General features: G+C 74.1%; 7 protein-coding genes. 4 read left to right on the top strand and 3 right to left on the bottom strand.

Annotation, left to right across the window (positions count from 1 at the left end):
- Positions 1 to 87: 87 nt before the first annotated feature.
- Entirely contained in the window at positions 88 to 660 is a 573-nt protein-coding gene (locus OG764_RS34725) for a TetR/AcrR family transcriptional regulator (RefSeq protein ID WP_328972313.1), read from the bottom strand.
- A 142-nt stretch (positions 661 to 802) separates the two neighbouring features.
- On the opposite strand from OG764_RS34725, the gene OG764_RS34720 reads away from it, so the two are divergent.
- Complete coding sequence (locus OG764_RS34720) at positions 803 to 1,594, top strand: SDR family NAD(P)-dependent oxidoreductase (RefSeq protein WP_328972312.1); 792 nt, start codon at positions 803 to 805, stop codon at positions 1,592 to 1,594.
- A gap of 191 nt (positions 1,595 to 1,785) precedes the next feature.
- Positions 1,786 to 4,245: a CehA/McbA family metallohydrolase gene (locus OG764_RS34715; protein ID WP_328972311.1), complete on the top strand. Its 2,460-nt coding sequence runs from the start codon at positions 1,786 to 1,788 to the stop codon at positions 4,243 to 4,245.
- 17 nt (positions 4,246 to 4,262) lie between these two features.
- Here OG764_RS34715 and OG764_RS34710 read toward each other — a convergent pair whose 3' ends face one another.
- Both OG764_RS34710 and OG764_RS34705 read right to left on the bottom strand, forming a co-directional pair.
- Positions 4,263 to 5,909, bottom strand: a complete 1,647-nt coding sequence (locus OG764_RS34710) for a carboxylesterase/lipase family protein (protein WP_328972310.1) — start codon at positions 5,907 to 5,909, stop codon at positions 4,263 to 4,265.
- A gap of 142 nt (positions 5,910 to 6,051) precedes the next feature.
- The gene (locus OG764_RS34705) at positions 6,052 to 7,452 is read right to left on the bottom strand and encodes a condensation domain-containing protein (RefSeq protein ID WP_328972309.1); all 1,401 of its coding nucleotides are present in this window, start codon (positions 7,450 to 7,452) and stop codon (positions 6,052 to 6,054) included.
- A gap of 297 nt (positions 7,453 to 7,749) precedes the next feature.
- Between OG764_RS34705 and OG764_RS34700 the strand changes: the two genes are divergently transcribed.
- Positions 7,750 to 9,246, top strand: a complete 1,497-nt coding sequence (locus tag OG764_RS34700; RefSeq protein WP_328972308.1) for a helix-turn-helix domain-containing protein — start codon at positions 7,750 to 7,752, stop codon at positions 9,244 to 9,246.
- 244 nt (positions 9,247 to 9,490) lie between these two features.
- Positions 9,491 to 12,709: a M20/M25/M40 family metallo-hydrolase gene (locus OG764_RS34695; RefSeq protein WP_328972307.1), complete on the top strand. Its 3,219-nt coding sequence runs from the start codon at positions 9,491 to 9,493 to the stop codon at positions 12,707 to 12,709.
- Positions 12,710 to 12,903: the final 194 nt, after the last annotated feature.

Here is a 12,903-nt window from a genome sequence, read left to right as displayed (position 1 = left end):
CGGTTGCCTTTATGACCTCATAAACAGGACTTATGACCGGAGTCCCGGTTCGGGCACGGCGCGGCTCACGAGCGGAGCCGACAGCCGTTACGGGTTCCGCGGTGGCGTGAGCGCGGTGAGGACCAGCAGGGTGTCGACGAGGTCCTCGGCGGGCGCGCCGGTGGCCAGGCGGCGCAGCTGCTGGCCGAAGACGAGGGCGACCGCCGCGCCGGCGAGGCGTTCGGGGTCGGGGACGCCGAGCTGGGCCAGGATCCGGGTGGCCAGCAGGTCGTAGGCGGCGAAGCACTCGGCCGCCGCGGCCCGCAGCCGTTCGTCTCGGCCGGCCTGCACGTACAGCTCGAACGGCGCGATGTGGCGGCTGTCGAAGGCGTTGCCGCCCGCGACCTGTGCCACCACCTCGGCCGCCTGACCGATGTCGAAGCGCTCGTCGGAGCAGGCGTCGGCGAGCGCCGTGAAGTGCCGGGTCTCCTCGGCCACGAAGTGCAGCAGGCTCTCGCGCAGCAGTTCGTGCTGGGTGGCGAAGTGGTAGGTGACGGAGCCGAGGGAGACGCCGGCCTCCTTGGCGATCCGCCGGTTGGTGAGGGCGGCGATGCCGTCCTGCCCGATGATCCGCAGTACGGCGTCGATGATGTTCTGGCGGGTGTCGGAAGCAGCGGGCATGTCGGCATTCTGCCCCATCCGGGGGTGCCTCCGCCCGGGCGGGGAGCGGGAGTTCGGGGTGTCCGGGGTGTGGACACGCAGCGGAGCGATCCCTACTGTTCGTTCGAACGAACAACAAGGTCGTCGCCGTACAGGAGTCGTCGTGGACATGTCCGGATCGAACGTTCTGCTCACCGGGGCCACCGGAGGCATCGGCGCCGCCCTCGCCTCGCGCCTGGCCTCGCAAGGCGCCCTCCTCACCGTCACCGGGCGGCGCGAGGACGCGCTGAAGGCCGCCGCGGACGCCTGCGGCGCCCGTACCGTGGTCGCCGATCTGGCCGTCCGGGCCGATGTCGTCCGCCTCGCCGAGACCTGCGCCGAGACGGACGTGCTCGTCGCGAACGCCGCCCTGCCCGCCAGCGGCGACCTCCTCGACTACACCGAGGAGCAGCTCGACCGCGCCCTCGACGTCAACCTGCGCGCGCCCGTCCTGCTGTCCCGGCTGCTCGCGGCTCGGATGGTGGACCGCGGCCGGGGCCACATCGTGCTGGTCGGCTCCATTTCGGGCAAGGCGGCCACCAAGTCGACCTCCCTGTACAACGCGACGAAGTTCGGGCTGCGCGGCTTCGCCCTCGCGCTGCGCCAGGAACTCAGGGGCACGGGGGTAGGGGTGTCCCTGGTTCAGCCCGGCTTCGTGCGCGACGCCGGGATGTTCGCGGCCACCGGCGCCGCCACGCCGAACGGCATCAGGACCGTCACCCCCGGCCAGGTCGCGGACGGCGTCGTGCGGGCCGTCCGCCGCGACCGGTGCGAGGTCAACGTGGCGCCGCTGGAGCTGCGCCTGCTGAGCGCCATCGCCGGGCAGTTCCCCGGATTCGCCGAGCGGGTCCAGGCCCGCGCGGACCTCGACGGCTCCGTGCGACAGATCGTCGAGGCCCAGCGCTCACACCGGTAGCGCCGACCGGCCGGCCGAGCCCCGTTCCGCCGGGGCGGGACCCCGCTCTCCCCCACCGCCCACGCGCGTACGGATCCGTACGGGCGCCGCCCCACGCCCGTATGGATCCGTACGCACCGCTCCCCCACCCCCCGTAGCTGCTCGCACCCGCACGCCTTCCCTGCCACTCCCCGTGAACGGAGAGCACCGCCGTGCCGAGTGAACACCTCCCGAACGCCGCGTCCGAACCCGCGCCGGGCGTCGACCGCAGGTCCCTGCTCCGCCTGGGGACCCTGCTGGCCGCGGGCGGGGCCGCCGCGCTCGTTCCCGCGCCGATCGCGTACGCGGCGACGAGCGGCCAGGGCACCGACACCGTGACCACCACCTACCGGGGCCGCGCCCCGCAGGGCAACGACCAGTGGGCGTACGTCGCCTTCGACGTCCCCGCCGGTGTGCAGCGGATCTCCGTGGCGACCTCGCACGATGCCGCCGCCGGCATCCTGGACCTGGGCGTCTTCGGCCCGTCCGGCTTCCGCGGCTGGTCGGGCGGCGAGCGGTCCGGCTTCACCGTCTCCGCGGCCGACGCCACGCCCGGCTACGTGCCCGGGCCCGTCGAGCCCGGCGGCTGGTCGGTGATCCTGGGGCCGATGGTCGGCGCCGCCGGCGGCATGGCCTGGCAGGTCGACGTCACCCTGCACCTCGGCGAACCGCTCCCCCCGGCTCAGTACGACGTCCTCCCGGCCGAGGTGCCCGGGCGGGGGCCCGGCTGGTACCGGGGCGACCTGCACCTGCACAGCGTGCACTCCGACGGGAAGCGCACGGTGGACGAGATCGTCGCGGCCGCCCGCGAGGAGGGGCTGCACTTCATCGCCACCTCCGACCACAACACCAGTTCCACCGGGGTGACATGGCGCGGGAACGTCCCCGGCGACCTGCTGGTCGTCAACGCGGAGGAGGTCACCACCCGGCACGGCCACTGGCTGGCCGTCGGCCTGCCCCAGGGCGAGTGGGTGGACTGGCGCTACGGACCCGCGGACCAGGGCGTGTTCGACCGTCACGCCCGGCGGGTGCACAGCCTGGGCGGACTCACGATCGCCGCCCATCCGCTCACCCCGGCCGCCGGTTCGTTCTGGGAGTTCGGCCTCGACCGCGTGGACGCACTGGAGGTGTGGAACGGGCCGTGGACCCTGGACGACGCGGCCAACATCGCCGCCTGGCACGTCATGCTCTGCCTGGGCAAGCGGGTCGCCGCCGTCGGCAACAGCGACGCCCACAGCCATTCGGACGCCGTCGGCCGGCCCCACAACGTGGTGTACGCCACCAGTCTGTCGACCCCCGCCGTACTGGACGCCCTGCGCCGGGGCCGCTCGTACGCGGTCGAATCCGCGGCCGTGACCGTGGACTTCACCGCCCGCGCCGGCGGGGCGGTCGCGGGGCCCGGCGAGGAGCTGCCGCTGTCGTTCTTCGACGCCGTCGACGTGACCTTGGACGTGAAGGGCGCTCCGGACACCGTGGCCACGCTGTACACCGAGTGGGGCATCATGGCCGCCACCTGCATCGACGGCAGCGGCCGCGGGCAGTTGCGCTGGCGGGGCTGGGGCCGGGCCTCCCTGTTCGCCCGGGCCGAGGTCCGCCGGCTGAAGCCCGCGTCCACCACCCTCGACCAACTGGTGGCCCTCACCAACCCGGTGTGGTTCCACTCCGCGCAGCTGCCCCCGTACGACGTCGAGCAGCGGGCGCTGTTCCACACCGAGCGCCGGCCCGACGGCTCGTGGAGCAGCATGCGTCCGCTGCCGGGGGCCACCGCGGGCGCCGCCTCGTTCGCGGGGGTGCAGAGCGCCGCCGCCGGGATGGCGGACGGGTCGGTCGTGGTGCTGGGCATCGCGCCCGACAACGGCCTGTGGCTGACCGCCGTACGGGGTTCGACGACGCTGCGGCCCTGGCAGCGCGTGGCGGGACCGGACGGCTCGGCCGCGTTCGCCGTCCGGGAGGCGGACATCGCCGCCTTCCCCGACGGCACCTGCCAGATCGTGGTGACGGCACTGGACGGCACCGCCTTCCACCAGGTGCGCCGCGCCGACGGCGGACTGCCGGGGTTCCGGGCGCTGCCCGGCTTCACCCCGCAGAGCCGCTGGGGTGCGACGAAGGTGTCGGTCGCCGCGATGCCCGACGGCTCCGCCCAGCTGCTCGGCTACTGCACGGACGGCGCCATGTACCACTGCGTGCGCGGGCGTTCCGGTGCGTGGACGGCCTGGGGACGCATGGCCGGCTACGGCGGCGCCCCCACGTTCTCCGGGCCCGCCCTGGCGATCACCGGTATGCCCGACGGCTCCTCGCAGGTCCTCGCGATCGGGCTCGACGGGATCGTGTACCACCAGCAGCGGCGGCCCGACGGCTCCTGGACCGGTTTCCGGCCGCCGCGTGGCGTCACCACCGCCACCATGGGGGCCAGCGCCGTCGGCATCGCGGGGACCCCGGACGGCTCCGCCCAGGTCGTGGCGGTCGGCCTCGACGGCCGGGTCTGGCACGCCGTCCGGCGGCCGGACGGCTCCTGGACGCCGTTCGCGCAGGTGCCCGGCCCGAACGGGCGTGATCCGTTCGCCGCCGGTCAGGTCCGCATCGCCGCCCTGCCCGACGGCACCACCCACGTGACGGCCATCAGCGCCGGCTAGTGCCGTCGGTCTCGGCCTCACTCGTGGCCCGGTGGGGCGAGCTCCTCGTCCCAGAAGGCGCAGTGGTGGTCCGCCTCCAGGGCGACGGGGTGGATGCCGCCGGGGGCGGGGGCGAGGGTCTGGGCGAGCGGGGACCGGCTCCCGTACGCGGGCCAGTGGGGGGCGCCCGCGCCGTCGGGGTCGCCGGTGTGCGCGAAGCGCGTCCAGTAGCCGGTCAGTTCGTCGGCCAGGGCCCGTTGCGCGCCGGTGAGCGGCTGTCGGGCGGCCATCAGACCGAGGTACGGGACCTCGAAGCCGTGTGCGGCGCCGTACGGGAAGCCGGGCACGTCGGGCAGGAACTCCAGGGCGGGTGCGCCACGGTCGGCGAACTCGTAGGCGTGGACGGGGACATGGCGTGCCAGGGCGCGGGTGGCACGCAGGGTGGTGCAGGTCCAGGCGCTGTCGGTGGTCACCGCCGCCCAGGCGAGCGCGGGGGTGGGGTGGGCGGCGAGCGGGTAGCGGGCTTCGACGGCCGCGGCCCGGTCGCCGAAGGAGTTCCGCAGGCGGGATCGGTAGTCGCGGGCATCGCGCAGGGGGTGCGCGGTGAGCGTGAAGGCGAGGAACATGCGCATCTCGTCGCGGGTGGTGCCCTGGATGACGGGCACCCGGTGGAAGCGGCCGGCGTCGAGGGCGCGGGCCGGTTCCGCGGGCAGGAGCCGGTTTCCGTACGCGGGCCTGTTGAAGAGGGTGGAGAGTTCGGGCGTGGCCAGTCGGTCGGCGTCGAGGCCGCGCAGGCAGTCCAGTACGCCGGTGCCGGTGCGGCAGCCGAGGCGGTGGGCGGCGGCCACGCCCGCCGCGTGCAGGGCGGGTTGGGCGATGAAGGGCCGGTAGCCGGGCTGGTCGGGGACGAGGGCTCCGTACGGGTACGCCGTGGTGCACGTGCCGCTCTGGGCGATCGCCCGGTGGAAGAGTCCGGCGGCGGCCGGCGCGACCAGTTGGGCGCAGGTGCTGATGCCGCCGGCCGAGGCGCCGAAGAGGGTCACGTTGCCCGGGTCGGCGCCGAAGCGCGCCGCGTTGTCCCGTACCCAGCGCAGGGCCGCCTGCTGGTCGGCCAGGCCGAACGGCACGGATTCCTCGGCGAGTTCGGGGTGCCCGAAGAAACCGAGCATGCCGAGGCGGTAGTTGACGGTGACGACCACGACACCGCCCCGCACCGCCAGGTGCTGCGCGGTGTGGGGGCCGCCGGAGCCGTAAGTGAAGCCGCCGCCGTGCAGCCACACCATGACGGGCCGGCCGCGGGCCGGCCGGGGCCCCGCCGGGACGGTGACGTTGAGGCTCAGGCAGTCCTCCGACCCGGTGGGGGCGCCGCCGAACAGCGGTGGCTGCGGGCATTGCGGTCCGGGCGCGCCGGCGTCGCGCACCCCGTGCCAGGGCCGGGCCGGCTGTGGTGGCCGCCAGCGCAGCCGGCCGGTGGGCGGGGCGGCGAAGGGGATGTTCTCGTAGGTGGTGTAGCCGTCGTGCGTCAGGCCCCGTACGGGACCGCCGCCGGTGACGACGACCGGGCGGTCCCCGGAGGTCGGCCGGTCGGCCGGTGCCGCCGCGGGGGCGAGCACGGCCGACGACAGGCCCAGGATCAGCGCGAGCAGCGCACCCCGGCGGCCGCGCGGGGGACGGACGGACGTCATGTGTGGGTCCTTTCGGCGGGCGGTGCGCTGCGGCCCGGGAAACGGGGTCCGGAAAGCCGGGGTTCGCACGGCCGGGGGTGCGGAGGGCCGGGGTGGGCTGTGGAGGGCCGGGCTGTGGAGGGCCGGGCTGTGGAGGGCCGGGTCAGAAGGTCCCGGTGTCGGCCATGTTCACCAGCGTGCGCCGGAGTGTGGCCTGCAGGGCGGCGGTGGTCTCCTGCGACCGGGGCGTGCCGGCGTAGATGGAGTTCATGTACAGGCCGGTCTCGGTGCGGTGGAGCCAGAAGGAGTAGCAGTTCGAGCGGGCCAGCCACACGTGCTTGCGGGCGTTGCGCGCCACGTGGTCCTCCGCTCCGGGCGAGCGCCGGAAGTCGAGGTAGGAGAAGAAGTTCACCGCGTACGGCCAGTACCGGAACTGGGTGTACTCGACCGGGGCGAGCAGCTCCCACGCCTTCACGAACGGCACGTCGAGGTGCTTCTGCATCTCGGTCGAGGCCTCCCGCACGTGGGCCATGACGGTGTGGAGGTCCTGCCCGTCGCCGACCCGGAAGGCGATGGGCATGGTGTTGATGAACCAGCCCATGGTGTGTGCGTAGGGGCCGCGCCCGCGGTCGCTGACCGGCATGATGCCGCGGTAGACGTCGGGGCCGCCCTCCTTGCGCAGGCAGACGCCGACGGCGGCGAGCAGCCCCATGAAGAGCCGGCCGTCGGCCGCCCGGCACGCCGCCTCCAGGCTCTCCGTCTCGTCGGCGCCGAGCAGCCGCGTGGTCTCGTTGACCGCCGGGTACATGCGGCCCGGCTCCAGGCCGAGGTCCAGCGGGAACCGCGGGAAGAAGCTGCCGGAACCGGCCATGAACTCCTTCCAGTAGTCCAGCCGGGGGTCGTCGGCGGTCAGGGAGGCGTTGCGGCGGCGCTGCTCGCGGCTGAAGGCGAGGTAGCTGCCGGTCGCGGCGAGGTCGGGCGTGCGGCCCTGCGAGAAGGCCCGGTAGGCCTCGGCGATGTCGTGCACGGCGATCGGCGTGGACAGGCCGTCGGTCACCAGGTGGTCGCAGGCGAACCACACGGTGGCGGAGTCGTCCCTGATCACCGCGCCCATGCGGATCAGGGGCCAGGACAGCGGATCGACCTCCTGGAAGACCTGGTGCAGGTGGTCGCGCACCTCTGCCGACGAGCCGGCGGGCCCCAGGTCGACCTCTTTCAGCTCGATGTCCTCCGGCCCCAGGACGTCGCAGGCCACCGTGGAGACGAGCTGCTGGAACGTGCTGCGCAGCACGTCGTGGCGGCGGACGAAGTACAGCAGGGCGGACCCGAGTGCCTCGCGGTCGACCGGGCCCGGCAGGTCGAACGTTCCGGCAATGTACGCGCAGACCGTGTCGTTGGCGGCATGGGCGTCCTGGGCGACGCTGAAGTGCTTCGCCTGGTTGAAGGTGGTGGCCCCGCCGGGCCGGTCGGAGCCGGCCGAGGCGACCATGGCCGAGGAGACCATCCTCCATTCGAAGATGTGTCCCGGGGCGATTTCCACATCTTCGACGGATACCTGGATCACTGGGCCTCTTCCTTGTCGCTCGCCGGGCGCGCGTGGGTGCCGCGACCCGGGGAGGGCCGGCGTGCGCGCACACTCGACCAACCCAACGAACATGCCGACCCGGGGCAACGGGAGGACACCTGCCGGGCCTTGTGCCGGGCCGGGGCCGGCGGCGGACATCTTGGTTCAGACCAATTTGCGCGAGGTTTCGGCCAAGTGGGCCGACACGGTGCGGTACGTGCCCGGTCCCGCCGGAAGCTCGTACCGGCGGAATGCGGGAGTCACACTGTCGGAGGCGGAGCCTCCACGGGAGGGGCCATGACCGTCGAACCGGAACAAGGGACGCGGCCCTGGGCGGAGTTCGGGCGGCGGCTGCGGTACTGGCGCCGGCAGGCCGGACTCACCCAGCGGCAGCTCGGCCAGCGCGTCGGCTACCACCACAGCATGATCAGCCGGCTGGAGGCGGGGGTGCGCGAGCCGCCCGCGGGGCTGGTGCGGCGGCTGGACGCGCTGCTGGAGACGGGCGGCGAGCTGGCCGCGCTCGTCGCCGCGCCCCGCGAGGTGCCGTACGGCCCTCAGCACGCCCCCCACCGGCCCGGGCTGTTCGCCGCCCCGCCCGGCGGCGGGGGCGGGGGCGGGGTCGTCGGGGCCGGAACCCGGGCCGGGGCGGGGCCAGGAGCCAGGGCGAAGGTCGGCACCGAGAGCGGAGCCGGGGCCTGCGGCGGCCGGGTCGCGCTGGATCCGCTCCTGTGGCCGGCGGCGCTTCCCGCCGAAGGGCTCGCCTGTCCGCTGCACGGGAACACCGGCTGCGTCGTACCGGAACAGGCCGCCGTGACGGCCCTGTTGGACGCACTCACCGCACCCGACCTCCGGCTCGCGGCGCTGGCCGCCGGGGAGGTGGAGCTGCTGCACGGGCTCACGGCCGCCCTGGCCGCTTTGATCCGGAGGGCGCTGCACCAGGACAGTGCCGACGGCGTGGTCACGGTGGAGCTGCTGCTGCGGGCCGTGCTGCGGTGGGCCGGGGAGGCCGACTCCACCGGCCGGTTCCCGTACGGGCAGTTGCGGATCGCCGCGCAGTACGCGCAGGTCGCCGGGCGGCTGCGGATGCAGCGCGGCCAGAGCAGCATCGGCATGGCCTGGTTGGGCCACGGGCTGGGCTGGGCGGACGCCGTCCACGACGCGTCGGCGCGCGCCACGCTGCTCAGCGACATGTGCACCCTGGTCCGGCTCGACGAGGACGCCGCCTCGGCGCTCGGCTACGCCGAGGCGATCGGAGCGGTGGACCCTCGGCGGCGCTGGGTGGCCACCCTGTCGCACCTGTACCAGGCCCGCGGCCACGCGCTGGGCCAGGACGCCGCCGAGTGCCGCCGGCACATCACGCTCGCGCGGCGCGGCTTCGCCCGCCTCGGCGACCGGGACCTGCTGGAGGCACCCTGGCTGGCCGGGGCCGAGGGCGAGATGCGGATGGAGTCGGCGATCGGCGGGGCCCTGCGCGACCTCGCCGCGGTCACCGGCGACCGGCAGACGGCCCGGCGCGCGATCGACGCCACCGCGCGCTCGCGCGCCCGGGTGTCGCCGCTGATGCGGGGCACGCATCTGCTGCTCACGCTCCGGCTGGCCGACAGCTGGGCCTGCGCGGGCGACCCCGGCGCGGCGGTCGCGCTGGCGGCCCCCGTGCTCGGCGAGGCGGTGCGGGCGCGTGAGCTGATGGTCAGCTCCGAGCTGCGCGGGCTGCACGGCAGGCTGTTCGCGGGCTGGCCGGACGTGCCCGAAGTCCGGGAGTACCACGCGATGTTGCTCGACTCGGGCCTGTGAGACCACCGGCCGGCGGGCGCCGCTCCCCGCACGGGTTTGCCGGATTTTGACAGGACGGGACGACCGGCCGGAATGCATTGCTCCGGGCGCGGGCCGCTGCCAGGGTTCCGCCAACCCGGCGGCATGGCGGGCGACTTGTGCGGGGGCGGCGGAGACACCGCCCGCACCCGCGCGCACCCCCGGTTGCCCGTCGTGCTCCCATCCGCCTTGCCGGGTGCTTCACGACCTCTCACAAGGAGCCACGATGCTCAGAAGAATGGTGGTGGCCGGGGTGTCCCTGGCCGTGACCGTCGCGGGGGTGGTGGTGCCCGCCTCCCTCGCCTCGGCCGCACAGACCGCCGCACCCGCCGCACCCGCCGTGGGCAAGCCGGAACCGACCCCCGCCGCGCGGGCCGTCGCGGCCGCCGACCAGGCCGCGCGCAGCGGCGCCGACGCCCTCGCCAAGGGCCCCGACGAACAGTACGACCGGCGCATGGTCACCCCCTGGGTGAAGGGCCTCTACTCGGTCGCGTACGAGCGCACCTACAAGGGCCTGCCCGTCGTCGGCGGCGACGCGGTCGTCCTCGCCGACGGCGCCGGCCGGGTCCGCGCGGCGCAGTCCGCCACCAGGACCAGGATCTCGGTTTCCACCCGGGCCGAGGTGACGGCGGCGCGGGCCGCGGGGACGAGCCGGGCCGTGCTGGCGAGGACCGGGACGGCCGAGAAGGCCGGCTCCGCGCGCCTGGTGGTCCGCGTCGAGGGCGCTCGCGCCACGCTCGCTTGGGAGACCGTGGTCACCGGCCGGACCTCGGCGGGCGCGCCCAGCAGGCTGCACGTCTTCGTCGACGCCCGCACGGGCGAGGTCGTGGACACGTACGACGACGTGCGCGCGGGTACCGGCCACAGCAAGTGGAACGGCCCCGACCCGCTGACCATCGACACCTCGCGCTCGGGCAGCTCGTACGTCCTGCGGGACACCACCCGCCCCGGGCTGCAGTGTTCGGACTACAACGGCGGCGTGTACAGCAAGGCCACCGACGACTGGGGCAACGGCGACCCCAAGAGCCGCGAGACCGGCTGCGTCGACGCGATGTTCGCGGCGCAGAAGGAATGGGACATGCTGCGGAACTGGCTCGGCCGCAACGGGCACAACGGCAACGGCGGGAGCTGGCCGGTGCGCGTGGGCCTGAACGAGCTCAACGCCTACTGGGACGGCTCCACCATCACCATCGGCCACAACAGCGCCAATGAGTGGATCGCCGGCATGGACGTGATCGGCCACGAGTTCGGCCACGGCCTGGACTCCTTCACCCCCGGCGGCGCCAACCACGAGAGCGGCCTGGGCGAGGCCACCGGCGACATCATGGGAGCCCTCACCGAGGCCTACACCAACGAGCCGTCGCCGTACGACACGCCCGACTACACCGTCGGCGAGATGGTCAACCTGCAGGGCCGCGGCCCCATCCGCAACATGTACAACCCCGGGGCGCTCGGCCACCCGGCCTGCTACTCCTCCTCGATCCCCGGCACCGAGGAGCACGCGGCGGCGGGCCCGCTCAACCACTGGTTCTACCTGCTGGCCGAGGGCTCGAACCCCGGCGGCGGCAAGCCCTCCAGCGCCACCTGCAACGGCTCGGCCGTCACCGGAGTCGGCATACAGAACGCCGGCAAGGTCTTCTACGGCGCCATGCTGCTGAAGACCAGCGGCATGACGTACAAGCGCTACCGCACGGCCACGCTGACCACGGCGAAGAACCTGGACGCGAGCTGCGGCCTGTTCCACACGACCAAGGCGGCCTGGGACGCGATCAGCGTGCCGGCCCAGCCCGGTGATCCGACCTGTACCGGGCAGCAGAACGACTTCTCGCTCGCGCTGAGCCCCGCCGCGGGCGACGTCGAGGCCGGCTCCTCGGTGCGCACCACCGTCAACACCACGACCGTCAGCGGCGGTTCGCAGCAGGTCACGCTGTCCGCGTCGGGCGCGCCCGCCGGCGTGAGCGTCTCCTTCGACCCGGCGACGGTCCCCTCCGGCAGCAGCTCCGCCATGACGGTCTCCACCTCCGCCGCCACGACCGCCGGAACCTACCCGATCACCGTGACGGGCACCGCGGGCACCACCAGCCACACGGCCCAGTACACGCTGCGGGTCGGCGGGGGCACCGGCAACCCGTCCACCCCGCCGGACGTCGACGTGGCCAAGGTGCAGGCGCACCTGTCCCAGCTCCAGACCATCGCCCAGCAGAACGGCGGCAACCGCCGTGCCACCGGCGCCGGGTACCGGGCGTCCGTGGCCTATGTGAAGGGCAGGCTCCAGGCCGCCGGCTACACGGTCACCGAGCAGGCCTGCACCTCGGGCTGCTCGGCGGGGGCGGGCAACAACCTGATCGCGGAGTGGCCGAAGGGCAACGCCGACAGCGTCCGCATGTTCGGCGCCCACCTCGACGGCGTGTCCGCGGGCCCCGGCATCAACGACAACGGCTCCGGGTCCGCCGCGCTCCTGGAGGCGGCCCTCGCCCTGGCACAGACCGACCCCGCCATGGAGAACCGGGTCCGCTTCGCCTGGTGGACCGACGAGGAGCAGGGTCTCAACGGCTCCGCCTTCTACACCCGGACCCTGCCGGCCGCCGAGCGCGCGAAGATCAAGGCGTACTACAACTTCGACATGGTCGCCTCGACCAACGCCGGGTACTTCGTCAACAACCTCAACTCTGCGGCCTCCGCGCCCATGAAGGCGTACTGGGACTCCCTGGGCCTGGCCCCGCAGGAGAACGTCGAGGGGCAGGGCCGCTCGGACGACTACTCCTTCCAGCAGGCCGGCATCCCCACCTCCGGCTACGCCACGGGCGCCTCGGCCGTGAAGTCCTCCTCCGAAGCCGCCAAGTGGGGCGGCACGGCGGGCCGCGCCTACGACTCCTGCTACCACTCCGCGTGTGACACCACCACCAACATCAACGCCACCGCGCTGAACCGCAGCGCGGACGGGATCGCGTACACGATCTGGAAGACGGCCGTCGGCAAGGAGCCCACGCCGGTGAACGACTTCTCGATCAGCGCCGCTCCCGCGGCCGGCACGGTCGACCCCGGATCCGCCGCCACGGTCACCGTGTCCACCGCCACCCTCAGCGGCGCCGCGCAGACCGTGCGGCTGTCGGCGTCCGGCGCGCCCGCCGGCGTGACGGTGGCCTTCAGCCCGTCCTCGGTCCTCTCCGGCCAGGCCTCGACCGCCACCGTCCAGGTCGCCGCGGGCACGCCCGGCGGCACCTACACCCTCACCGTCCTCGGTGCCGGCGAGGTCAGCCACACCACCACGTACACCCTCACCGTGACCGGGGGCGGCGGCGAGACCAGCTGGCGCCTCGGCGGCACGTACGCCGTCGGGGACGTCGTGACGTACGACGGCGTCCGCTACCGGTGCATCCAGGCGCACACCGCCTACCCGGGCTGGGAACCGCCGAACGTTCCGGCGCTCTGGGGCCGGATCTGACACACCCGCACCCCGCCGGCCCCGGCCGGCTCCCGCGAAGGGGGCCGGCCGGGGCCGGCGTGCTGTCCGGGCCCGGCGCGGCCGCCCGCGGCACCCCGGTGGCATGATCGGACTCTCGACGAGCGCCCTCACCGCCCGCCGCCATCACCTCATAGCCATCCCATAGCCACGCAATAGCCGCCCAATAACTAACA

The organism is Streptomyces sp. NBC_00239 (assembly GCF_036194065.1).
In the GTDB taxonomy this organism is placed as follows: Bacteria; Actinomycetota; Actinomycetes; order Streptomycetales; family Streptomycetaceae; genus Streptomyces.
The sequence above is the reverse complement of the archived record's forward strand: the minus strand, read 5'-3'. Positions and strand labels throughout refer to the sequence as shown.

What these genes read in the sequence shown, in the direction of transcription:
- OG764_RS34710 (WP_328972310.1), bottom strand. Translation starts at nt 5,909, where the DNA reads ATGACGTCCGTCCGTCCCCCGCGCGGCCGCCGGGGTGCGCTGCTCGCG.
- OG764_RS34695 (WP_328972307.1), top strand. Translation starts at nt 9,491, where the DNA reads ATGCTCAGAAGAATGGTGGTGGCCGGGGTGTCCCTGGCCGTGACCGTC.
- OG764_RS34725 (WP_328972313.1), bottom strand. Translation starts at nt 660, where the DNA reads ATGCCCGCTGCTTCCGACACCCGCCAGAACATCATCGACGCCGTACTG.
- OG764_RS34700 (WP_328972308.1), top strand. Translation starts at nt 7,750, where the DNA reads ATGACCGTCGAACCGGAACAAGGGACGCGGCCCTGGGCGGAGTTCGGG.